The following is a 22,319-nucleotide window of genomic DNA, read 5'->3' as shown; positions in this document are numbered from 1 at the left end:
ATCCTCGGTGAAAATTGGACTATTTTTGGCGGCATGACGCGACCGGCTCGGTTGGTTCGGCAGCGCGCGGGGGTGCCGATCTACGAATACCGGACGGATCCGGAAACGCCCCCGGTGTCGGTGGTGCGCTCCGGCCCCGAGGATTTCATCGACCGCGGTCGCCACATCCACGACTTTCCGGCGCTGTGGTACCTCCCCGCGACCGGGCTGGTCTACGTCGCGGCCGCGGGTCAGGTGCTCGACCCGGGGCGGCTGGCGGATCGCGACCCCGGTGTTGCGGTGTTCTTCGACCCCGCCGCGCTGGGTGAAGACGCCCGATCGCCGTGGCCGGCGTGGCGGGCGCACCCGCTGCTGTTCCCGTTCCTGCACGGGCACGCCGGCGGCATCCTGCGCCTGGAGTTGCCCACGACCCGGCGCTCGGCGTGGGACGCCGCGATCCGGTCGATCGAAGCCGAACTGCTCGCGCGGGAGGACGGCTATCGTCAGGCGGTCCTGGCGCACCTCACCCTCTTGCTGATCGACCTGGCGAGGCTGGCGGGCCCGGTGGTGGCCGGGCTGCGGCGCAGCGGCGAACCGCTGCTGGCCGAGGTCTTCGAGGTGATCGACCGGCGGCACGCCGAGCCGTTGTCGCTGCGCGACGTGGCCGGCGAAGTCGGCGTGACAGCGGGACACCTGACCACCGTCGTGCGGCGCCGCACCGGGCGCACCGTCGGGGAGTGGATCACCGAACGCCGGATGACCGCGGCCCGCGCGCTGCTGGCCGAAACGGACCTGCCCGTCGCGGAGGTGGCCCGCCGGATCGGGGTCTCGGATCCCGGCTATTTCAGCCGGCTGTTCGGCCGCGCGCACGGGGCCTCGCCCCGCGCCTGGCGCGGCGCGCACTAGTGGGCAGGCTGTGCACGCCCTGCACTGCGATATCGATGGCGCGTTCGACTGCGGCGCGCAGCTGTTCGGCGCCGCCGCCGTCTTGCAGGCAGACGAGCGCCGCGGCGATCGCCGCCCCCATAACCGAGCCGATGACGGCAGCGGCCGCCGCCGGGTCGAGCGCGTCGGCATAGGCGTCGTGCAGCGCCCGGGCCAATCGGGTTTCGGCCAAGAAGTAGCGGTGCAGCGTGGCGGCTTGGACGGCGGGCACCGACAGGACCATCGGCAACCGCACCGCGGCAAGGCCGCCGTCGACCTCCTCGGTCAGGGCATCGGCCAGCATGTGCTGCATCGCTGCCACGAGGACGTCGGCCATCCGATCGTCGGGTGCGCGCTGCTCGATGAGAGCTACCGCGGCGTCGATCCGGCGGGATAGGTGGGGAAAAAGGATCTCGTCCTTGCTGGCGAAGTAATTGAAGAATGTCTTCGTGGAAACTCCTGCGGCATAAGCTATTTCGGCGACGGTGGTCTGCTCGTAGCCCTTCTCCCCGAAGAGACGCATAGCCGCGCTGATCAGCTCCCGCCTCGTCTGCTTTCGCTTGCGCTCGCGCAGGCTTGTCTCGTTTGCCGTAATCGCCCCTTCCCGCTAGATGTACATCTGATGTAATATTACAGCGAATGTAATGAAATCGCCGTAGCTCGTCGGAGAGGGCCTGACATGCAGCGGTTCGAGAAGGCGGTCGCGATCGTCACCGGCGGCGGAATGGGTCTGGGCGAGGCGCTATGTGAGGAACTCGGGCGCCGGGGCTCGACGGTCGTGGTCGCCGATATCGACGGCGATGCCGCACGTCGGGTAGCGGAGCGCCTGGTGCAGGCCGGCGCACCGGCGGTTGCCGCGCCGGTCGACGTGGCCAGCGAAATCGAGATGGCGCAGCTGATCGGGAACACACTTTCCGAATACGGACGCATCGATTACATGATCAACAACGCCGGCATCGCGATCGGCGGGGATTCTCGCGACCTGTCGATGCAGCAGTGGCGTCGCGTGCTCGATGTCGACTTGCTGGGTGTGGTGCATGGGACGGTGCACGCCTATCAGGTCATGGCGCGCCAGGGCCATGGCCACATCATCAACATTTCCTCGCTGAGCGGGCTGGTTCCCCAGCCGGGCAATGTCCCCTACTGCACCAGCAAGCATGGCATCGTGGGGCTTTCGCTTTCGCTGCGGGCTGAGGGAGCGGATCTCGGGGTGAAAGTAAGTGCGGCATGTCCGGGCGACATGAAGACGAAAATCTACGACAACATGGTCGTGGTCAACATGCCGCGCGAGCAGGTGGCGGCGTTGAGTCGGCGCACCCACTACCTGATGCCCCAGATGAGCGCCCACGCCGCCGCCCGCGCGATCCTGCGCGGCGCGGACCGGAATCGACCGCTGATTGTGTTTCCCGCTGCGGTTCAGGTGATCTGGCAGTTGTACCGCAGGTTTCCGGGCCTGTTCTATCGGATCAACCTCCATCGCATGAGGCTGTTCCGCGAACTTCGGGTGCGCTGATCACGAAATGCTTAAGCTGTCAAAGGGATTCGATGTCCAGCCAATCGTCAACGTCGAATTGGTCGGCGACGGCGCGGATCGTCGCGCCGCCCCGGCCGGGGTAGTGGGCGGGTATCACGGCGGCTTTGGCCCGGACGGCCTCGGTGAAGATCCGGCCGCGGGTCTCGGCGGCGGCGGGTGCGTCCACGTCGAACGCGCACGCGTCGGCGGGGCGACGTAGCTGCAGCGGGCTGTGGGTGAGGTCACCGACGAAGACAGCCGGCTGACCGGCGTCCAGCCACAGCACCGAGGAGCCCGGCGTGTGCCCGGGGGCGGGCCGCAGTCGCAGCGACTGACTGAGCTGAAAGTCCCCGGACCACAAGACGAGTTGCCCGGCCTCATCGATGGGGAGCACGCTGTCGGCGAACACGAGCTGGTCACCGGGCTGCCGGCCCGCGGGCCCGTCCGGTGAGAAGTGGCGGTAGTCGGCGGCCGGCACCAGGTACCGGGCGTTGGGGAACGTCGGCACCCAGGTGCCGTTCTCGCGCATGGTGTTCCACCCGACGTGGTCGGAGTGGATGTGGGTGTTGACCACCACGTCCACCGCGCCGCGGTCGACGCCCGCCGACCGCAGCGCCGCCAGGAACCCGGTGCTCAGGTGATCCAGGGGCGGCATGTGGGGGCGTTCGCGATCGTTGCCGACGCCGGTGTCCACGACGACGGTCAGCCCGTCGACCTCGATGACCCAGCTCTGGATCGCGATGTGCCACTGATCGGTGTCCGGGTCGAAGAAGTCCGGCACCAGCAGGTCAGCGTTGTCCCGCCACCCCGAGGGTGGCGTTCCCGGGAAGGAGCTTGTCGGCAGGTCGAACTGGAGTTCGGCCACCCGGGCCACGCTCGCGTGGCCGAACCGGAGCCGGCGCATCAGGCGTTGGCGCGCAGATAGGTGTAGACGCCGGCGAAGTTGTGGTTCACGTCCTCGGGGATGGGCACCGGACCACCGAGGGCCCTTGCGCCCCAGACGATTTGGGCGGTCCGTTCGACCAGGGCGGTGATGTGCAGGACCTTGTCGGGCCGCGGGCCCACCGCCACCATGCCGTGGTTGGCGATCAGGGCGGCCCCGCGGCCCTCGAGCGCCTTGACCGCATTGGCGCCGACCTCGGGCGTGCCGGAGGCGGCGTAGTCGGTGCACCGGACCTCCCCGCCGCAGTAGACGGCGAACTCGTCGATGCAGGCCGGAATCGGCTGGTGCGCAATGGCGAACATGGTCGCCCACACCGGATGGCTGTGGATCACGCTGCCGATGTCGTCGAACGCCCGGTAGCACGCCAGGTGCAGCTGCATCTCCGACGACGGCGACCGGCCGTCGGCGGCGTGCAGCACCGCGCCCTGCGGGTCGATCAGCACGAGGTCGTCGAGCCGCATGTCGCGATAATCGACCGACGAGGGCGTGATGACGACGTTGCCGTCGGAGCGCCGCGCCGAGATGTTGCCGGCGGTTCCCTCGACCAGGCCTCGCCGCAGCATGTCTTTGGCCGCGTCCAGCACCGCGTTCTCCGGGTTGTCCACGAACTTCATGACGCCAGCACCTCCGGGTTGACGATATGGGCGGGCGTTTTGCCGGACAGCAGCGCTCCCAGATCGTCGGCCACCATCTGCGCCTGCCGAGCCTCAGTGTTCCATGTGGCGCCCCCGATGTGGGGCGTCAGCACGACATTGGGCATGCCCACGAGCGGGTGATCGGTCGGCAGCCATTCGCCGACGAAGTGGTCCAGGCCGGCGGCGGCCACCTTGCCGTCGCGCAGCGCGTCGACGAGCGCGTTGGTGTCGTGCAGCTGCGCCCGGGCCGTGTTGAGAAACACCACGCCGTCGCGCATGGCGGCGAACTGGCGCGCGCCGATCATGCCGGCGGTGTCGTCGGTGACCGGCGCGTGCAGGGACACCACGTCGGCCTCGGCCAGCAGTTCGTCGAGGCCGTGGCGGGCCTCGTCGTTGTACGGGTCGTGGGCGATCACCCGCATGCCCAGCCCGGCCAGCCGCCACCGGGTGGCGCGGCCGACGGCGCCCAGGCCGACCAGCCCGGCGGTGCGCCCGGCGATCTCCCAGCCGCGGAACCGCTGATAGGGGATGCTGCCGTCGCGAAAGGTGTTGCCGCTGCGGACATCCGCGTCGGCGGTCAACAGGTGGCGGGTGGCCGCCAGCAGCAGCGCCACCGCCATCTCGGCCACCGCGTCGGCGTTGCGGCCCGGGGTGTTCAGCACCGGGATGCGGGCCGCGGTGGCTCCGCCGATGTCGACGTTGTTCGGGTCGCCCCGGGTGGACGCGATAACCCGCAGCCCCCGGTCGAACACCGGGCCCCGCACCGAGTCGCTTTCCACCACAACGACATCCGCGTGCTCGGCCGTGATCCGTTCGGCCAGCTGCTCGGCGCTGTAGATCCGCAGCGGGGTCTGCTCTATCCACGGGTCGTACACCACGTCGGCCAGCCGCCGCAGCTTGTCGAACCCCGGCCCTCGCAGCGGCGCGGTCACCAGGGCGCGCGGTCTTGCAGTCACGAGGGTCAATGCTGGCGTACGGTGACGCCCGTGTCACGTGATGACGTCACAATCGGCATCGACGTCGGCAGCACGGCCGTCAAGGCGGTGGCCGCCGACGCCGACGGCCGGGTGACCGCGCGGGCGCGCGTCCCGCACGAGCTGCGGGTGCCGGCGCCCGATCGGCTCGAGCACGACGCCGACGAGGCGTGGCGGCGGGGGCCGGCGGCCGCCCTCGCGCAGCTGGACTGTCCCGACGCGAGGGCGGTGGCCGTCGCGGCGATGGTGCCGTCGCTGACCGCCGTCGACGCCGCGGGCACGCCGCTCACGCCGGGGCTGCTGTACGGCGACGCGCGGGGACGAGGTCCGGGGTCCCGGGGAGAACGGGAGCAGCCGCTGCCGGCGCTGGGTGAGGCGGCCGAGTTCCTGCGCTGGACGGCCGCCGAGGCGCCCGCCGCCGCCGGGTACTGGCCCGCGCCCGCGGTGGCCAACCACGCCCTGGCGGGCGAGGCGGTGATGGACGTCGCGACCGCCGCCACCGCGTACCCGCTGTTCGACGGGACCGGCTGGGATCCCACGGCGTGCGCCGAACGCGGCGCGCGGCCCGACCAGATGCCGCGGGTCGAGAGCATGGGGGCCGCAGTCGGGCAGATCCCCGGCACCGGGGCCGTGCTGGGCATTGGCGCCATCGACGCGCTGTGCGAGCAGATCGTGGCCGGCGCCGACCACGACGGCGACGTGCTGGTGTTGTGCGGCACGACCCTGATCGTGTGGAACACCATCGCCGAGGCCCGGCAGGTGCCCGGCCTGTGGACCATCCCGCACACCACCCCCGGCAAAAACCAGATCGGCGGCGCCAGCAACGCGGGCGGCCTGTTCCTCGGTTGGGTGGATCGCGTTGTCGCACAAGGTGACCCGGCGGCCGCCGACCCGCGCCGGGTGCCTGTCTGGTCGCCGTACATCCGCGGGGAGCGCACGCCGTTCCACGACCCCGATCGCCGGGCCGTGCTCGACGCCTTGGACCTCACCCACGACGCCGCCGCGCTGCGGCGGGCCGCCTATGAGGCGTCGGGCTTTGTAGTCCGTCAGCTCATCGAGCTGAGCGGGGCGCCGGTGGCGCGCATCGTGGCCGCGGGCGGCGGCACCCGGGTCGCGCCGTGGATGCAGGCCATCGCCGACGCCACCGGGCGTCCGGTGGAGGTGTCCGCGGTGGCCGAGGGGGCGGCGCTGGGCGCGGCCTTCCTGGGTCGCATGGCCGCCGGCCTGGAGACCTCGATTGCCGACGCCGCGCGGTGGGCCCGCATCGAGCGCGCCGTCGATCCCGATCCCGCCTGGGCCGCGGCGACCGCGGACCGCTACCAACGCTTCCTGGAGCTGGGAAACCGGAGATCTGGCGCCGCCATACCTCCGGCGGCGTTCTAGGCTGATGTAATGACTGACCAGGACCGCAAAGCCTCCCGCCGCGAGATCGCGGACGCCCTGCTGAAAGCCCTCGAACGTCGGCATGAAGTACTCGACCTCATAGTGGAGTCCGAGGACAAGGCGGCCGCGGTCCAGGCGATCGTCAGCTTGCTCGACACGTCGCGCACAGGCGCCGAAGCGGTGATGGGCATGTCCTTCGATCTGCTCACCAAGGATTCGCGCAAGAAAATCCAGGCCGACCTGGAAGACCTGAACAAGCAGCTGAGCTTCACGCTCGGCGAGCGTCCGGCGAGTTCGGGGGAGACCCTCGAGCTGCGGCCCTTCTCCGCCGAGGAGGACCGCGACATCTTCGCCGCCCGCACCGAGGACATGGGCGCCGCCGGGGACGGGTCCGGCGGGCCGGCCGGCAACCTCGACGACGAGATCCGGGCGGCGCTGGGGCGCGTCGAGGACGAGGAGGCGGCTTGGTTCGTGGCCGTCGATTCGGGCGAAAAGGTCGGGATGGTGTTCGGCGAGCTGGTCGGTGGCGAGGTGAACGTGCGGATCTGGATCCACCCCGAGCACCGGAAGAAGGGTTACGGCACCGCCGCGCTGCGCAAGTCGCGGTCGGAGATGGCGTGGTGCTTTCCCGCCGTGCCGCTGGTCGTCCGGACGCCGCCGGCCAGGCCCGCCTAGCCCCGGCCGGTCAACGTCGCGGTGACGTACTTGATGTCGCCGAAGGCGACCATGGACGGCTGGTCGGGGAACTCAAAACCGTTCTGGGCGTAGAGCTCCGGCGTGCCACGCACCGTCGACGCCCAGCCGCGGTCGGCCAGGTAGGCCACCACGTCGTTGCGCTCGCCGGGGTAGACCAGCTCGGCCCAGTTGAGGTTCAGTCCCAGCCGCCTCCAGCGCTCGCTGATCTCGCGGCCCCGCTTTGCGATGCGGTCGCGCATGTCGGGCACGTAGCCGGTGCCCAGCCTGCTGCCGGTGGCGCTGAGCGCGGTGCTGTGGTCGAACAGGCGGTCCTGCGCGTCCGGCGGCAGGTAGCCCAGCAGCCCCTCGGCGATCCACGCCGTGGGCCGGGCGGTGTCAAACCCGTTGTCGCGCAACGCCGCCGGCCAGTCGTCGCGCAGGTCGACGCCCACCGCTTTGCGGTCGGCGGTCGGGGCCGCGCCGAGGTCGGCCAGGGTGCGGGTCTTGAACTCGATCACCTTGGGCTGGTCGATCTCGTAGACGGCCGTTCCCGGCGGCCAGGGCAGCCGGTAGGCGCGGGTATCCAGCCCCGAGGCCAGGATGACGGCCTGGCGGAGGCCGGCATCGGCCGCCTCGAGAAAGAAGGAGTCGAAGAACCGGGTGCGCACGGCCATGCCTTCGCTGAGCCGGCGGGGCGTGAAGGCCGGATCGTCGTCGGCCAGGTCGATTTCGCCGTTCATCATCCGGATGAAGGCGTCGACGCCGACGGCGTTCACCAGTGGCTCGGCGAACGGGTCGTCGATCAGCGGGTCCGGGCCCTTGGCGGCCATCGCCCGGCGGGCGGCCACCGCGGTGGCGGTGGCGCCCACGCTGGACGCCAGATCCCAGCTGTCGCCATCGAACCGCTTGCTGTCGGTCTCGGCCATCGTCGCTCCTAGCGCAGCGTCGCGGTGACGGCGATGATGTTGCGGAGCTGCGATTCCTCGTCGTCCGGGAAGACGCGCCCGTAATCGGCGAAGAACTCCCGGCGCGGCCGGGTGGTGACCTGCCAGCCCCGCTCGCCCAGGTAGTCGACGACATTGCTGCGCTCGCCGTCGAAGAACAGCCCCGACAGGTCGATGTCGCACCCCAGATTGGCCCACCGCTCGTTGAATTGCCGCGCGCGTTCGGTCATGGTGCGGCCCGAATCGCCGTGGTATTCGGTGGCCAGCTTGCTGCCGGGCGCGCTGAGCCCGGTGATGTTGTCGAAGAGCCGGTCCTGCGCGTCGGGCGGCAGGTACATCAACAGGCCTTCGGCGCTCCACGAAGTCGGGTGCGACGGGTCAAAACCGCTGCGGCGCAACGCTTCCGGCCAGTCTTCCCGCAGGTCGACGGCGACGGTGCGCCGGTCCGCGGTCGACTCGGCCCCCAGGTTGGCCATGGCGGCGCTCTTGAACTCGACGACCTTGGGCTGATCGACCTCGTAGACCACGCTGCCGGGCGGCCAGGCCAGCCGGTAGGCGCGCGCGTCCAGACCGGCGGCCAGGATCACCGATTGGGTGACGCCGTCGCGGGCGGCGTTGAGGAAGAAATCGTCGAAGAAGCGGGTGCGCACCGCGATCGAGTCGGTCTCGAGCTGCAGGTCCCGTTCGCCGCCGGGCGCGTCCGACGGGAGCACGTCACCGTCGACCAGGCGGATGAAGAAGTCGAGGCCGACCGCCCGCACCAGCGGCGCCGCGAACGGGTCGCTGATGATCGCGTTCGGTTCGGCGCTGGCCAGCGCGCGGGCCGCGGCGACCATCGTGGCCGTGGCGCCGACGCTGGAGGCCAGATCCCAGGTGTCTTGATCGGTTCGCGTCATGTTGCTCCTACTTACTTAGCAAATGCAATGAGCCTCCGAAAACTCTACGCCTCGCGGCTGTCCGGTTCCTGTGTCGTCACAAGGCCGTCAAAAGGCCGTCAAAAGGCCGTCACCAGCCGTCAAAAGGCCGTCAAAAGGCCGTAAAAAGGCCGTCGAAAAGGGTGTTGACAGGACCTGCCCCGCCCAGCTGTTAGTCTCGTACACGGTTTGACGCGCTTGTAGATATGGCAGCCGTACGTCCTGGCCTGCGGGTGTTAGGCGCGTGACGCAGGACGCAGGAGGAAGAGTGCTTTCGGCTTTCATCTCATCGTTGCGGACAGTCGACCTGAGACGGAAGATCCTCTTCACGCTTGGCATCGTCCTTCTCTACCGGGTCGGCGCCGCTTTGCCGTCTCCGGGTGTGAACTACCCGAACGTGCAGCAGTGCATCAAAGAGGCCAGCGGCGGCGAGGCGGGACAGATCTATTCGCTGATCAACCTGTTCTCCGGCGGCGCGCTGCTCAAGCTCACGGTTTTTGCCGTCGGGGTGATGCCCTACATCACCGCCAGCATCATCGTGCAGCTGCTGACCGTGGTCATCCCGCGGTTCGAGGAGTTGCGCAAGGAAGGCCAGTCCGGCCAGGCCAAGATGACCCAGTACACCCGCTATCTGGCCATCGCGCTGGCCATCCTGCAGGCCACCAGCATCGTGGCGCTGGCGGCCAACGGCGGGCTGCTGCAGGGCTGCTCGCTGGACATCATCGCCGACCAGAGCATCTTCACCCTGGTCGTCATCGTGCTGGTGATGACGGCCGGCGCGGCGCTGGTGATGTGGATGGGCGAGCTGATCACCGAGCGGGGCATCGGCAACGGCATGTCCCTGCTGATCTTCGTCGGCATCGCGGCGCGCATCCCCAGCGAAGGCAAGACCATCCTGGACAGTCGCGGCGGGGTCATCTTCGCCGCTGTCTGCGCCGCCGCGCTGGCCATCATCGTCGGCGTGGTGTTCGTCGAACAGGGCCAGCGCCGGATTCCCGTGCAATACGCCAAGCGTATGGTGGGCCGGCGCATGTACGGCGGAACGTCGACCTACCTGCCGCTGAAGGTCAACCAGGCCGGCGTCATCCCGGTCATCTTCGCGTCGTCGCTGATCTACATCCCGCACCTGATCACCCAGCTCGTCCGCAGCGGCAGCGGCGGTGTGGGCAACAGCTGGTGGGACAAGTTCGTCGGCACTTACCTGTCCGACCCGAGCGACCCGGTCTACATCGCCATCTACTTCGGCCTGATCATCTTCTTCACCTACTTTTACGTGTCGGTGACGTTCAACCCCGACGAGCGTGCCGAGGAGATGAAGAAGTTCGGCGGGTTCATCCCCGGCATTCGGCCGGGCAAGCCCACCGCCGACTACCTGCGTTATGTGCTGAGCCGGATCACGCTGCCGGGCTCGATCTACCTGGGCGCGATCGCGGTGCTGCCCAACCTGTTCCTGCAGATCGGCAATACCGGAACGGTCCAGAATTTGCCGTTCGGCGGTACTGCGGTTTTGATCATGATTGGCGTCGGTTTGGATACGGTCAAACAAATCGAGAGCCAGCTCATGCAGCGCAACTACGAAGGGTTCCTCAAGTGAGAGTGGTTTTGCTGGGACCGCCCGGGGCGGGCAAGGGTACGCAGGCCCAAAAGCTCGCCGAGAAGCTGGGGATCCCGCAAATCTCCACCGGGGAGCTGTTCCGGGACAACATCGAGAACGGGACCAAACTCGGCCTGGAGGCCAAGCGCTACCTGGACGCCGGTGACCTGGTGCCCTCCGATTTGACCAACCAGCTCGTCGACGACCGGCTGGACGATCCGGACACCGCCAACGGCTTCATCCTGGACGGCTACCCGCGCTCGCTCGAGCAGGCCAAGGCGCTGCACGAGATGCTCGGACGCCGCGGCACCGACATCGACGCGGTGGTCGAGTTCCGCGTCTCGCAGGACGAGTTGCTGCAACGGCTCAAGGCGCGCGGCCGCGCCGACGACACCGACGACGTCATCATCAACCGGATGAAGGTTTACCGCGACGAGACCGCGCCGCTGCTGGAGTACTACAGCGGCCAACTGAAGACGGTCGACGCGGTCGGGTCGATGGACGAGGTGTTCGCCCGCGCGCTGCAAGCGCTGGGCAAGTAGCCGTGAGCGCGCTGGCGCGACTGCGGGGTCGCCGGGTCGTGCCGCAGCGCAGCCCCGCCGAACTCGACGCGATGGCCGCGGCCGGCGCCGTGGTGGCCTCCGCCCTGCAGGCAGTCCACGCGGCCGCGGTCGCCGGGGCGTCGACCCTGAGCCTCGACGAGATCGCCGAGTCGGTGATCCGCGAGGCCGGCGCGGTGCCGTCGTTCCTGGGTTATCACGGTTACCCGGCGTCGATCTGCGCGTCGGTCAACGACCGCGTGGTGCACGGCATCCCGTCCGCCGCGGAAATACTGGCGCCCGGCGACCTGGTGTCCATCGATTGCGGGGCGGTGCTGGACGGCTGGCACGGCGACGCCGCCATCACCTTCGGGGTCGGGAAGCTGGACGCGGCCGACGAGGCGCTGTGCGATGCGACCAGGGAATCGCTGCAGGCCGGCATCGCGGCCATGATCCCCGGCAACCGCCTGACCGACGTCGCGCACGCCATCGAAACGGGCACGCGCGCCGCCGCGGCCCGCTACGGCATCGCGTTCGGGATCGTTGAGGGCTACGGCGGCCACGGCATCGGCCGGCACATGCACATGGACCCGTTCCTGCCCAACGAGGGCTCCCCGGGCCGGGGCCCGCTGCTGGCCCCGGGCTCGGTGCTGGCCATCGAGCCGATGCTGACGCTGGGAACCGGCAAAACGCTGGTCCTCGACGACGCGTGGACCGTCACGACCGCCGACGGGTCGCGCGCGGCGCACTGGGAGCACACCGTCGCGGTCACCGACGGCGGGCCGCGCATCCTGACCCTGGCCTGAACTAAACGCTCATTCGACTCGTTTCAGTAGTCGGAGGTGATCGAGTGGCTCGTGTGGCAGGCACTTGGGGGACGTCCAGGGCTGCTGAAGCCGCTCTGATGAAGGCGCTCTACGACGAGCACGCCGCGGTTTTGTGGCGCTACGCGCTCCGGTTGACGGGGGACGCCAGCCATGCCGAGGACGTCGTCCAGGAGACGCTGCTGCGGGCGTGGCAGCATCCGGAGGTCATCGGCGACACCGAGCGGTCGGCGCGGGCGTGGCTGTTCACCGTCGCCCGCAACATGATCATCGACGACCGGCGCAGCGCCAGGTACCGCAACGTGGTCGGTTCGCTGGACGAAGCGGGAGCGCCCGAGCAGTCGACGCCCGACGAGGTGAACGCGGCGCTCGACCGGCTGCTGATCGCCGAGGCCATGACGCAATTGTCCGCCGAGCACCGGGCCGTGATCGAACGGTCCTACTACCGCGGTTGGACCACCGCGCAGATTGCTGCCGACCTCGACATCGCCGAAGGAACAGTGAAGTCGCGACTACACTATGCCGTGCGGGCGTTGCGGCTCACTCTGCAGGAACTTGGAGTCACGCGATGACCATCCGCATGGCCATCGGCTCCGAAATACTTGATGGGTGACAGGAGATGGACGAGATGAGGACGCCGCTGACAGGCATCGGCCCGCCCGGTGACAGCGAGGTGTTTGGCCTGACTACTGGGGATGACCACCGTTACGCGATGTGGGATGCCGCATACGTGCTGGGGTCGTTGTCTGCCTCCGACCGCCGCGAATTCGAGTCGCACATGGCCGGCTGCCCGGCATGCCGGGAGGCCGTCGCCGACCTGAGTGGCGTGCCGGCCCTGCTGTCGCAGCTCGACCGCGCCGAAGTGGCCGCGATGGACGAACCGGGCCGCGCCGCGGCGACACCCGAGATGTCACCGGAGCTGCTGCCGGCGTTGTTGGCGACGGTGCGCTGGCGCCGGCGCCGCACCCGGGTGGCGACCTGGGTCGCCTCGTCCGCGGCGGCCGCGGTGCTGGGGGTCGGAGTGCTGGTCGGTGTGCACGGGTATACCTCGTCGCCCGCACAGCAGGCGGCGTCGTCCTCGCAACCCATGGCGCAGGTCGGTACCACCCTGCTGGCGTCCACGGTGCAGCTGTCCAGCCAGCACTGGGGGACGTCGATCAACCTGAAGTGCGTCTGCCTGGCCCCGCTGAACGCGCACCACGACACGCTGGCGATGGTCGTGGTCGGTCGCGACGGCAGCCAAACCCGGCTCGCGACGTGGGTGGCCGAACCGGGCCACACGGCGACGCCCGCGGGCAGCATCTCGACGCCGGTCGACCAGATTGCCGCCGTGCAGGTGGTTTCGGCGGATAGCGGTCAGGTTCTGCTGCAGCGCTCGCTGTAAAAACCCGGCGCGCGGTGAACTCAAGTTACCCGCGCGCCGTGTTACAGGCATGCCCAGGAAGCAGCGGGTGGTCGACCACATCGTCGAGCGACTCGCCTCGGCGGGCGTCGACCACATCTTCGGAGTGGACGGCGCCAACATCGAAGACCTGTACGACGCCGCGCACTTCCGATCCGAGGTCACCGCGGTGCTGGCGAAGCACGAGTTTTCCGCGGCGGCCATGGCCGACGGGTACAGCCGCAGCGGGGCCGGGCTGGGGTGCGTGGCGGCGACCTCGGGTGGCGGGGCGCTCAATCTCGTTGCCGCCCTTGGGGAGTCGCTGACAAGCCGGGTTCCGGTGCTGGCCCTCGTCGGCCAAACGCCCACCACGATGGACGGCCGGGGCAGCTTTCAGGACACCAGCGGCGACAACGGATCGCTGAACGCGCGGGCGGTGTTCTCCGCGGTGTCGGTGTCATGCGAGCGGGTGCTCACCCCGGCCGGCGCCGCGCCGGCCCTGTCCAGGGCGATCGCCGCGGCGCGCACCGGCGGCCCGGCGGTGCTGTTGCTGCCCAAGGACATTCAGCAGGGCTACCTGGACGAGCGCACGGGCTACACCGCGCAGCATCTGCGGCCCGTCGCGCGGGTTTTCAGCCCCCACCCGCTCGCCGCAATCCTGCGCGACGCGAAGGGCCCCGTCACCATCATCGTCGGCGAGCAGGTGGCCCGCGACGACGCCCGCGACGAGCTCGAAGCGCTGCGTGCGGTGTTGCGCGCCCGGGTGGCGACCGTGCCCGACGCCAAGGACGGCGCCGGCACACCGGGTCTGGGCTCGTCGTCGGCGCTCGGGGTGACCGGTGTCATGGGCCACCCGGGCGTGGCCGAAGCCGTGGCCGCCAGCGCCGTCTGCCTGGTGGTCGGCACCCGGCTGCCGCTCACCGCGCGCACCGGCCTCGACGACGCGCTGGCGGCCGTGCGGACGGTCTCGATCGGCTCGGCGCCGCCGTACGTTCCGTGCACGCACGTGCACACCGACGACCTGCGCGGCTCGCTGCGCATGCTGACCCGGGCGCTGTCGGGGCCGGGGCGACCGGCATGGGTGCGGGTGCCCGACGTGGTCCGGCGCACCGAATTGTCGCCGCCGCCGTGCGCGCGTCCGGGCGTGCGCTACCGGGACGCGATGGCGGTGCTGGACGGCTGCGTGCCCGACGGCGCGGACATCGTCGTCGACGCGGGCAACACCGGCGCGGCGGCGATCCACTACCTACCGGCGCGGCGGGACGGCAGGTTCGCGGTCGCGCTCGGGATGGGCGGCATGGGCTACAGCTTCGGCGCAGGCATCGGGATGGCCTTCGGGCGCGCCAACAGCGGACGGCCCCGCGGGCGCACCGTGGTGATCGCGGGCGACGGGGCGTTCTTCATGCACGGCATGGAGGTGCACACCGCCGTGCAGTACCGGCTGCCGGTGACCTTCGTGGTGTTCAACAACAACGCGCACGCCATGTGCGTGACCCGCGAGCAGCTGTTCTACGAAAATCAGTACAGCTACAACCGATTCCGGTCCAGCCGGTTGGGCGCGGGGCTGGCGTCGATGTTCCCGGGCCTGAGGTCCGTCGACGTGGCCGACCTCGACGGCCTGGCTTCCGCGGTGCGCGTGGCGCTGGCCACCGACGGCCCGGCCGTCGTCAGCGTCGAATGCGCCGCCGACGAGATCCCGCCGTTCGCACCGTTTTTGATTCCGACCATCAAGGAGGACAGGACCGATGTCGCTGCCAGCGCTTGAGGACATCCCCACGCCCCTCGACGGCGTGACCCGCATCGAGACCAGCCCTCGGGAGAAGGCCACCCCGATCATCATGGACATGATGCGGTCGGTGTACCCGCACGACCAGGTCTTCGGGGAGTACTGCACCGTCAACGCCTACGTCGACTGTCCGCCCGACGAGCTGTACGAGTACATGGCCGACACCCGCAGCCTCGAGGAGTGGACGTACAGCCTGCGCGGGTTCACCCCGACCGACGAGCCCGGCCTGTGGCTGGCCCGTGACCGGCTCGGCTCGGAGACCGAGATCTACACGCGGACCATCGCCAACGCGCGGGCCCGCACCGTCGACTACCACTGCGCGTGGGATCAGGGCAAGCACCTGTGGATGGTCTACCTGATGCGCGTCGTCGACGCGCAGGTCGTCCTCGACAAGCCGGGTTCCGTTGTGCTGTGGACCAATTGCCACCACCCGTTCTACGACCACAACCCGTATCCGGACACCGCGCCGCCGCAGCGCCCGGTGTGGGTCGGCGACTTTTGGGACATGTTCGGCGCCGGCCACCTGCTGGAGCTGAAGAACCTCAAGGCCATCGCCGAGTACCGCCACCGCAACGGGCTGCCGGTGACGCCGAAATGGATGGGGTGAACTATGAATGAGCCGAGCGTCAGCCTGATCGACGTCTCCACGTATCTGCCCGGCGAGCCGATCGGCGCCGACTACTACGCGCAGTTCGCCGAATCCGACGACCTGCGTGACAATCTCATGTTTCGCGCCCCCGCGTTCCGCCATCACGTCGCGCCCGAGGAGGGCTCGATCGACATGATCGAGCGCGCGGCGCAGGGGTTGATCGAGCGGCACGGCCACGACGCCATCGAGGGCGCCGACGTGCTGATCACCCACACCCAGGTGCCGGACATGGCGTTCTACGGCCAGGGGGGCGGCATCGCGCACCGGCTGGGCATGCGGCCCTCGTGGGTGCTCGACCTGAACAACGGTGGATGCGCGGCGTTCGTGTTGGCGCTCAACGTGGCCCGCAAACTGCTGTCATCGGGGGAGGGTCAGACCGCGCTGATCGCCGTCGCGCAGAACGCCGCGGGGCAGTTCTTCGACCAGCCGACGATCCGCCGCAAGGCGCAGTCGGCGGTGCCCGGCGACGGGGCGGCGGTGGGCCTGGTGACGCTGTCCGACCGGTCGCCCATCCTCGGCGTCGAGTGCCGCACCTACGGCGAATACGCCGGTGAGATGGCGCTGTCCTACGACCCGCCCCGCAAGTGGTGGCAGGCCGGCCCCGGCGAGGGCAGCATCGGCTTCACCGAAAGCAAGATCACCAAGGTGCTGGCCCGCGGCAACCGGCAGGTGCCCGAGGTGGCGCTGGCGGTTTGTGACCGAATCGGGCTGTCTTCCAAGGACGTCGACGTCCTGGTCACCAACCAGCCCAACCGGGCGTTTCTGCGCAATTGGCGCGACGCGCTCGAGCTGCCCCCCGAACGCCATCGCGACACCTTCGACAAATGCGGCAACCTGTTCGGCGCCGGGATCCCGGTCAACCTCGATCACGCGATCTCCGACGGTCAGGCGAAGCCCGGTGACGTGGTCATGATGGCGGCCTTCGCCCACGCCGGCGACTTCGCGGGCGCGGCGGCGGTGCGCTGGGGCGGGCGCGACTGATGCAACCCGTCCGCAGCCCCTTCGCCGCCGGGATCGACGACGCGTTCCCCACCGCGATCGATCCGCTTGCCTTGTCGCTCAACGAGAACCCGTTCCCGCCGCTGCCGGCGGTGCGGTCGGCGCTGATCCGCTCCATCTACGCGGTCAACCGGTATCCGGAGTTCCTGCCCGAACGGCTGCGCGGCGTGATCGCCGGCCACGTCGGCGTGCCCGCCGAGCAGGTGGTGCTGGGCGCCGGCGCGACGGGTGTGGCGTTGCAGGCCCTGCAGGCGCTGACCGCGCCGGGTGACGCGGTGGCGATGGCCTCGCCGACCTTCGACGGTTATCCGATCATCGCGCGGATGGCCCGGCTGAATTCGCTGACCGTTCCGCTTGATGCGGACGGCCACCACGACCTCGACGGGCTCGCCGACGCCGCCGCCACCGCGCGGGTGGTGGTGGTGTGCCGCCCGCACAACCCGACCGGCACGCTGGAGCCCGCGGCCCAGGTGGTGCGGTTCCTGCGCCGGGTGCCGCGCGACACCGTCGTGCTACTCGACGAGGCGTACATCGAATTCGCCGTGCCCGAGCACCGGATCGACATCCCGGGGTTGCTCGTGCGCTTTCCCAATGTCGTGGTGGTGCGGACCTTTTCCAAGGCGTACGGACTGGCGGGGTTGCGGATCGGCTACGGGCTGGCGTCGCCGGAACTGGCCGGCCCCCTGTGGTCCCAGCAGTTGCCGTTCGGCGTTGCGCTCACCGGCCTGCTCGCGGTCGCGGCCTCCTATGAGGCGGAAGGCCAACTGCTGCAACGGATTCAGGCGATCAACGCCGAGCGTCGCTATCTGCGGATGCGGCTGAGCGCGTTGGGCATCTACACCACCGATGCCCACGCGAACTTCATGTACCTGCCTTCGAGGGGTCGGCGGGTTCGGCCGTGGCACGAGGTGTTCGCGGGCAGCGGCCTGCACGTCCGCCACTACGCGGACGGCGGCGCGCGGATTACCGTCGGCAACCGCGCGTCGACGCTGGCGGTGGTGTCGGCGATAGGAAAGGCCACGGCTGGGTTGTAGATGCGGTAAGAATGGGCGTGGCCCCATCAAGCTCCAAGCGCGATCCGATCGCCGCGGCACGGGCCAACTGGGAGCGTGCCGGGTGGGGCGACGTGTCTCAGGGCATGGTCGCGGTCACCTCGGTGATGCGCGCGCACCAAATCCTGCTGGCCCGCGTCGAGAATGCGCTGCGGCCCTACGACTTGAGCTTCTCCCGCTTCGAGTTGCTGCGGCTGCTGGCATTCAGCCGGACCGGAGCGCTGCCGATCACCAAGGCGTCCGATCGCCTGCAGGTGCACGTGACCAGCGTGACCCACGCCATCCGCCGGCTGGAGGCCGACGGGCTGGTCCAGCGGGTGCCGCACCCCACCGACGGGCGCACGACGCTGGTGCAGATCACCGATCTCGGACGTTCCACCGTCGAGGACGCCACCGTCACGCTCAACGAGCGGGTGTTCGCCGATATCGGAATCCAGGCGGCCGAATCCGAAGCGCTGGTGTCGTCCATCGAAACCTTGCGGCGCAACGCGGGTGACTTCTCAGACTGACACGAGAGAAAGGCGGTACTCCAGTGGACCCATTAGTTGCGCATCAGCGCGCGCAGGAGGCGTTCGCCGGCGTCCTGTCCCGCGTGCACCCCGATGAGCTCGGCGCCCCGACGCCCTGCTCGGAGTGGACGATCGGGGACCTGATCGAGCACGTCATCGGCGGCAACGAACGCGTCGGGTTGTGGGCGGCCAACCCCACGCAGCCGCAGGCCCGGCCCGGGGACGCCGTCGCCGCGCACCGGGCCTCCGCGCTGGCCGCCCAGAACGTCTTCGCGGGACCGGAGGGGATGACCGGCATGTACAAGCTGCCGTTCGGCGAAGTCCCCGGGCAGGTCTTCGTCGGGATGCGGACCTCCGACGTGCTGACCCATGCATGGGATCTCGCCTTTGCCACCAACCAGTCCACCGACCTCGATCCGGAGTTGGCGGCCGAGCAGCTGGCCGCCGTGCGTGCGTTTGTCAGGAACGAATTCCGCGGCCCGGGCCGACCGTTCGGTCACGAGCAGTCGTGCTCGCCCGAACGGGCGCCCGCCGATCAGCTGGCGGCGTTCCTCGGGCGAAAGGTGCAGTGACGCAAGCGTTCAGGCCGAGCCGGAGCGCAGCGCCTCGATCACCGCGCTGAAGTCCTTATCCGGGTGGTCGGCGGCGAATTTCGCATAGATCTCCGCGGCGTGGGTGCCCAGCGGCGCCGCCGAACCGGTGGAGGTCACCGCGTCCATCGCCAGGCCGAGGTCCTTGTTCATCAGCGCGGTCGCGAAGCCCGGCCTGAAGTCGTTGTTGGCCGGTGACGTCGGAACCGGGCCGGGGACCGGGCAGTTGGTGTGCACTGCCCAGCAATTCCCGGTCGCGCCGGTGATGACGTCGAACAGGGACTGCGCCGACAGCCCCAGCTTTTCGGCGAGCACGAACGCCTCGCCGACCGCGATCTGCTGCACCGCGAGGACCATGTTGTTGCACACCTTGGCGGCTTGGCCCGCCCCGGCGGCGCCGCAGTGAATGACCTTGCCCGCCATGGGTTCCAGCACCGGCCGGGCCCGCTGCAGCGCCGACTCGTCGCCGCCCACCATGAACGCGAGCGTCCCGGCGACGGCGCCCTTCACGCCGCCCGAAACCGGAGCGTCGAGCTGTGCGACCCCGTGCTGCTGGGCAAGCTCGTGCACCTCGCGGGCATCGTTGACCGAGATCGTCGAGCTGTCGATGAACAGCGCGCCTTCTGCGGCGGCGGGCAGTACCTCGGCGTAGCAGCGTTTGACGATGTCGCCGTTGGGCAGCATGGTGATGACGACGTCGGCCTCGGCCACCGTGTCGGCGGCGCTGTCGAACACCGTGACGCCGCCGGCGGTCGCGGCGGCTGCCGCCGCGGGCACCGGGTCGTACCCGCGCACCGCGTGGCCGGCGGCAACCAGATTGGCCGACATGGGCCCGCCCATGTTGCCCAACCCCAGGAACGCGATTGACGTCAACTGAGCCTCCTAGGCGCTCGCCCGCACGCGGCCGGCCTCGGCCCGGCCGATGACCACCCGCATGATTTCGTTGGTACCTTCCAGGATTCGATGCACCCGCAGGTCGCGGACGATCTTTTCCAGACCATACTCGCGCAGGTAGCCGTAGCCGCCGTGCAGTTGCAGCGCCTTGTCCGCGACCTCGAAGCAGGTGTCGGTGACGTAGCGCTTGGCCATCGCGCACAGCTCGACCTTGTCGGGGTCCTCGGCGTCCAGCGCATTCGCGGCGCGCCACAACATCATCCGCGAGGTTTCGAGCCCGGTGGCCATGTCGGCCAGGGCGAACCGGATGGTCGGCTCGTCGAGCAGGGGAGAGCCGAAGGCCTGCCGCTCGCGCACGTAGGCGCCCGCCTTGTCGAAGGCGGACTGCGCGCCGCCGAGCGAGCACGCCGCGATGTTGAGCCGGCCGCCGTTGAGGCCGTTCATCGCGATGCCGAAGCCGGCGCCCTCGCCGTCGGCGCCGCCCAGCATGGCGTCGGCGGGCACCCGCACGCCGTCGAAGATCACCTGCGCGGTGGGTTGGGCGTGCCAGCCCATCTTCTCCTCGAGCGCCCCGAAACCCAGGCCCTCCGTGCCCTTTTCGACGACGAACGCGGAGATGCCGCGCGGCCCCTCGCCGCCGGTCCTGGCCATCACCACGTAGACGTCGGAGGCCCCGGCGCCGGAGATGAACTGCTTGACGCCGTCGAGCACGTAGTCGCCACCCTGCTTGACGGCCCGGGTGCTCAGCGCGCCGGCGTCCGAGCCGGCGCCCGGCTCGGTGAGGCAGTAGCTGGCGATGACATCCATCGAGGCCAACCGCGGAACCCAGAACTTGCGTTGTTCGTCGGTGCCGAAGCTGTCGATCATCCACGCGCACATGTTGTGGATGGACAGGAACGCCGCGGTGACCGGGTCGGCGATGGCCAGCTGCTCGAAGATGCGGACCCCGTCGAGCCGGCGCAGCCCGCTGCCGCCGGCGTCCTCGCGGCAGTAGATGGCGGCCATGCCCAGCTCGGCGGACTCGCGCAGCACGTCGGTCGGAAAGTGCTTGGCCGCATCCCATTCCAGCGCGTGCGGGGCGATTCGTTTGGCGGCGAACGCGGCCGCCGTCTCGATGATGACCCGCTCGTCGTCGTTCAGGGTGAACACGGCGCTAATCCATTGTGGGAATGACGAATTCGGCGCCGTCCTTGATGCCCGACGGCCAGCGCGACGTGACGGTCTTGACCTTGGTGTAGAACTGGATCGCCGCCGGACCGTGCTGGTTGAGGTCGCCGAAGCCGGAGCGCTTCCAGCCGCCGAAGGTGTGGTAGGCCAACGGGACCGGGATCGGAAAGTTGACGCCGACCATGCCCACCTGCACCCGCGAGACGAAATCGCGGGCGGTGTCGCCGTCGCGGGTAAATATCGCCACGCCGTTGCCGTACTCGTGCTCCGAGGGCAGGCGCAGCGCCTCCTCGTAATCGTGGGCGCGCACGATGCACAGCACCGGCCCGAAGATCTCGTCGGTGTAGATCGACATGTCCGGGGTGACGCGGTCGAAGAGGGTCGGTCCCATGAAGAATCCGCCCTCCAGGTTGGCGTCGCCGTACGCGAGGTCGTCGCTGGTGCGCTCGCGGCCGTCGACCACTATTTCGGCGCCCGCGTCCACACCCTGGCCGATGTAGTCGCGCACCCGGGCCAAGGCGGCCTCGGTGACCAGTGGGCCGTAGTCGGCCTTGGGATCCAGGCAGTGCCCGACACGCAGGTTGTTGATCCGCTCGATCAGCCTGGCGCGCAACCGTTCCGCGGTCTGCTCGCCGACGGGCACCGCGACGCTGATCGCCATGCAGCGTTCGCCGGCGCTCCCGTATCCGGCCCCGATCAGGGCGTCGACGGCCTGGTCGAGATCGGCGTCGGGCATCACGATCATATGGTTCTTGGCGCCGCCGAAACATTGCGACCGCTTGCCGGTCGCCGCGGCCGTTGAGTAGATGTACTGCGCGATGTCGGAGCTGCCGACGAAACCCACGGCCTTGATGTCGGGGTGATGCAGGATGGCGTCGACGGCCTCCTTGTCGCCGTGCACGACCTGGAACAGGCCCGGCGGCAGGCCGGCCTCGATGAACAGCTCGGCCAGCCGCACCGGGACCGACGGGTCGCGCTCGCTGGGCTTGAGGATGAACGCGTTCCCGCACGCCAGCGCCGGTCCGGCCTTCCACAGCGGGATCATCGCGGGGAAGTTGAATGGGGTGATGCCGGCGACCACCCCCAGCGGCTGGCGCATCGAGTAGATGTCGATGCCCGGACCGGCGCCCTCGCTGTACTCGCCCTTGAGCAGGTGCGGAATCCCGATGCAGAACTCGATCACCTCGATGCCGCGCTGGATGTCGCCGCGTGAGTCGGCCACCGGCTTGCCGTGCTCGAGGGACAGCAACTCGGCCAGCTCGTCGCTGTTCTTGTTGACCAGTTCGATGAAGCGCATCATGACCCGGGCCCGGCGCTGCGGATTCCATGCCGCCCAACCCTTTTGGGCCTCGACGGCCGAGGCCACCGCCGCGTCGACGTCGGCCTTGCCGGCCATCGGCACCGTGGCCTGCACCTCGCCGGTGCTGGGGTTGAAGACGTCGGCGGTGCGG

The 22,319-nt window shown here is 69.5% G+C and carries 24 protein-coding genes; 15 read left to right on the top strand and 9 right to left on the bottom strand.

Annotated features, from left to right (window positions below):
• Positions 1-33 precede the first annotated feature (33 nt).
• Positions 34-885, top strand: coding sequence for a helix-turn-helix transcriptional regulator (locus VMD50_RS14660; RefSeq protein ID WP_325428469.1), 852 nt, complete (start codon positions 34-36; stop codon positions 883-885).
• Here the strand turns inward: VMD50_RS14660 and VMD50_RS14655 are convergent.
• Positions 824-1,438 carry a TetR/AcrR family transcriptional regulator gene (locus tag VMD50_RS14655; protein ID WP_325428490.1) on the bottom strand — a complete coding sequence of 205 codons (615 nt, stop codon included), beginning with the start codon at positions 1,436-1,438 and terminating at the stop codon, positions 824-826. The genes VMD50_RS14660 and VMD50_RS14655 overlap by 62 nt on opposite strands.
• A 144-nt stretch (positions 1,439-1,582) precedes the next feature.
• Between VMD50_RS14655 and VMD50_RS14650 the strand changes: the two genes are divergently transcribed.
• Positions 1,583-2,416 carry an SDR family NAD(P)-dependent oxidoreductase gene (locus VMD50_RS14650; protein WP_325428468.1) on the top strand — a complete coding sequence of 278 codons (834 nt, stop codon included), beginning with the start codon at positions 1,583-1,585 and terminating at the stop codon, positions 2,414-2,416.
• Between the two features lie 19 nt (positions 2,417-2,435).
• On the opposite strand, the gene VMD50_RS14645 is transcribed toward VMD50_RS14650, so the two are convergent.
• Genes VMD50_RS14645 through VMD50_RS14635 form a run of 3 tightly spaced genes read right to left on the bottom strand, consistent with a single transcriptional unit; the run spans position 2,436 to position 4,950 of the window.
• Positions 2,436-3,320: an MBL fold metallo-hydrolase gene (locus VMD50_RS14645; protein ID WP_325428467.1), complete on the bottom strand. Its 885-nt coding sequence runs from the start codon at positions 3,318-3,320 to the stop codon at positions 2,436-2,438.
• Positions 3,320-3,973, bottom strand: coding sequence for an L-fuculose-phosphate aldolase (locus VMD50_RS14640; RefSeq protein WP_325428466.1), 654 nt, complete (start codon positions 3,971-3,973; stop codon positions 3,320-3,322). The genes VMD50_RS14645 and VMD50_RS14640 overlap by 1 nt, the downstream gene beginning before the upstream one ends.
• The gene (locus VMD50_RS14635; RefSeq protein ID WP_325428465.1) at positions 3,970-4,950 is read right to left on the bottom strand and encodes an NAD(P)-dependent oxidoreductase; all 981 of its coding nucleotides are present in this window, start codon (positions 4,948-4,950) and stop codon (positions 3,970-3,972) included. Before VMD50_RS14635 ends, VMD50_RS14640 begins: the two co-directional genes overlap by 4 nt.
• Before the next feature lie 30 nt (positions 4,951-4,980).
• Here VMD50_RS14635 and VMD50_RS14630 point away from each other — a divergent pair, with 30 nt between their 5' ends.
• Together VMD50_RS14630 and VMD50_RS14625 are read left to right on the top strand one after the other, a co-directional pair.
• Positions 4,981-6,351: a xylulokinase gene (locus tag VMD50_RS14630; protein WP_325428464.1), complete on the top strand. Its 1,371-nt coding sequence runs from the start codon at positions 4,981-4,983 to the stop codon at positions 6,349-6,351.
• Between the two features lie 9 nt (positions 6,352-6,360).
• Positions 6,361-7,026, top strand: coding sequence for a GNAT family N-acetyltransferase (locus tag VMD50_RS14625; RefSeq protein WP_325428463.1), 666 nt, complete (start codon positions 6,361-6,363; stop codon positions 7,024-7,026).
• On the opposite strand, the gene VMD50_RS14620 is transcribed toward VMD50_RS14625, so the two are convergent.
• Entirely contained in the window at positions 7,023-7,952 is a 930-nt protein-coding gene (locus VMD50_RS14620) for a class I SAM-dependent methyltransferase (RefSeq protein WP_325428462.1), read from the bottom strand. The two genes, VMD50_RS14625 and VMD50_RS14620, sit on opposite strands and share 4 nt — an antisense overlap.
• Positions 7,953-7,960: 8 nt before the next feature.
• Positions 7,961-8,866 (bottom strand): class I SAM-dependent methyltransferase, encoded by a 906-nt coding sequence (locus VMD50_RS14615; protein WP_325428461.1) that lies wholly within the window; start codon positions 8,864-8,866, stop codon positions 7,961-7,963.
• A gap of 286 nt (positions 8,867-9,152) precedes the next feature.
• Between VMD50_RS14615 and secY the strand changes: the two genes are divergently transcribed.
• From secY to VMD50_RS14560, 11 genes are read left to right on the top strand one after another with little or no spacing between them, the layout of a single operon-like run.
• On the top strand, positions 9,153-10,478 hold the full coding sequence (gene secY, locus VMD50_RS14610; protein ID WP_325428460.1) for a preprotein translocase subunit SecY: 1,326 nt from the start codon (positions 9,153-9,155) through the stop codon (positions 10,476-10,478).
• Positions 10,475-11,020: an adenylate kinase gene (locus VMD50_RS14605; protein ID WP_325428459.1), complete on the top strand. Its 546-nt coding sequence runs from the start codon at positions 10,475-10,477 to the stop codon at positions 11,018-11,020. The genes secY and VMD50_RS14605 overlap by 4 nt, the downstream gene beginning before the upstream one ends.
• Before the next feature lie 2 nt (positions 11,021-11,022).
• The gene (map, locus tag VMD50_RS14600) at positions 11,023-11,823 is read left to right on the top strand and encodes a type I methionyl aminopeptidase (protein ID WP_325428458.1); all 801 of its coding nucleotides are present in this window, start codon (positions 11,023-11,025) and stop codon (positions 11,821-11,823) included.
• Between the two features lie 44 nt (positions 11,824-11,867).
• Complete coding sequence (locus tag VMD50_RS14595; RefSeq protein ID WP_325428457.1) at positions 11,868-12,413, top strand: sigma-70 family RNA polymerase sigma factor; 546 nt, start codon at positions 11,868-11,870, stop codon at positions 12,411-12,413.
• Between the two features lie 47 nt (positions 12,414-12,460).
• On the top strand, positions 12,461-13,225 hold the full coding sequence (locus VMD50_RS14590) for an anti-sigma factor family protein (protein ID WP_325428456.1): 765 nt from the start codon (positions 12,461-12,463) through the stop codon (positions 13,223-13,225).
• Between the two features lie 49 nt (positions 13,226-13,274).
• A complete protein-coding gene (locus VMD50_RS14585; RefSeq protein ID WP_325428455.1) occupies positions 13,275-14,987 on the top strand; it encodes a thiamine pyrophosphate-binding protein in 1,713 nt (570 codons plus the stop codon).
• Positions 14,968-15,615 carry an SRPBCC family protein gene (locus VMD50_RS14580; RefSeq protein ID WP_325428454.1) on the top strand — a complete coding sequence of 216 codons (648 nt, stop codon included), beginning with the start codon at positions 14,968-14,970 and terminating at the stop codon, positions 15,613-15,615. The genes VMD50_RS14585 and VMD50_RS14580 overlap by 20 nt, the downstream gene beginning before the upstream one ends.
• Positions 15,616-15,618: 3 nt before the next feature.
• Positions 15,619-16,638, top strand: coding sequence for a 3-oxoacyl-ACP synthase III family protein (locus tag VMD50_RS14575; RefSeq protein ID WP_325428453.1), 1,020 nt, complete (start codon positions 15,619-15,621; stop codon positions 16,636-16,638).
• The gene (locus VMD50_RS14570; protein ID WP_325428452.1) at positions 16,638-17,690 is read left to right on the top strand and encodes an aminotransferase class I/II-fold pyridoxal phosphate-dependent enzyme; all 1,053 of its coding nucleotides are present in this window, start codon (positions 16,638-16,640) and stop codon (positions 17,688-17,690) included. The genes VMD50_RS14575 and VMD50_RS14570 overlap by 1 nt, the downstream gene beginning before the upstream one ends.
• A gap of 11 nt (positions 17,691-17,701) precedes the next feature.
• Entirely contained in the window at positions 17,702-18,217 is a 516-nt protein-coding gene (locus VMD50_RS14565; RefSeq protein WP_325428451.1) for a MarR family winged helix-turn-helix transcriptional regulator, read from the top strand.
• A 23-nt stretch (positions 18,218-18,240) separates the two neighbouring features.
• Positions 18,241-18,789 (top strand): TIGR03086 family metal-binding protein, encoded by a 549-nt coding sequence (locus VMD50_RS14560; protein ID WP_325428450.1) that lies wholly within the window; start codon positions 18,241-18,243, stop codon positions 18,787-18,789.
• A 9-nt stretch (positions 18,790-18,798) separates the two neighbouring features.
• On the opposite strand, the gene mmsB is transcribed toward VMD50_RS14560, so the two are convergent.
• The 3 genes from mmsB to VMD50_RS14545 form a co-directional block, all read right to left on the bottom strand.
• On the bottom strand, positions 18,799-19,680 hold the full coding sequence (gene mmsB / locus VMD50_RS14555; RefSeq protein WP_325428449.1) for a 3-hydroxyisobutyrate dehydrogenase: 882 nt from the start codon (positions 19,678-19,680) through the stop codon (positions 18,799-18,801).
• 9 nt (positions 19,681-19,689) lie between these two features.
• The gene (locus VMD50_RS14550) at positions 19,690-20,850 is read right to left on the bottom strand and encodes an isobutyryl-CoA dehydrogenase (RefSeq protein ID WP_325428448.1); all 1,161 of its coding nucleotides are present in this window, start codon (positions 20,848-20,850) and stop codon (positions 19,690-19,692) included.
• Between the two features lie 4 nt (positions 20,851-20,854).
• Positions 20,855-22,319: CoA-acylating methylmalonate-semialdehyde dehydrogenase (locus VMD50_RS14545; protein ID WP_325428447.1), on the bottom strand; the 1,465-nt coding region annotated here is incomplete at its 5' end.

Source organism: Mycobacterium sp. (assembly GCF_035506235.1).
In the GTDB taxonomy this organism is placed as follows: domain Bacteria; phylum Actinomycetota; class Actinomycetes; order Mycobacteriales; family Mycobacteriaceae; genus Mycobacterium.
The sequence above is the reverse complement of the archived record's forward strand: the minus strand, read 5'-3'. Positions and strand labels throughout refer to the sequence as shown.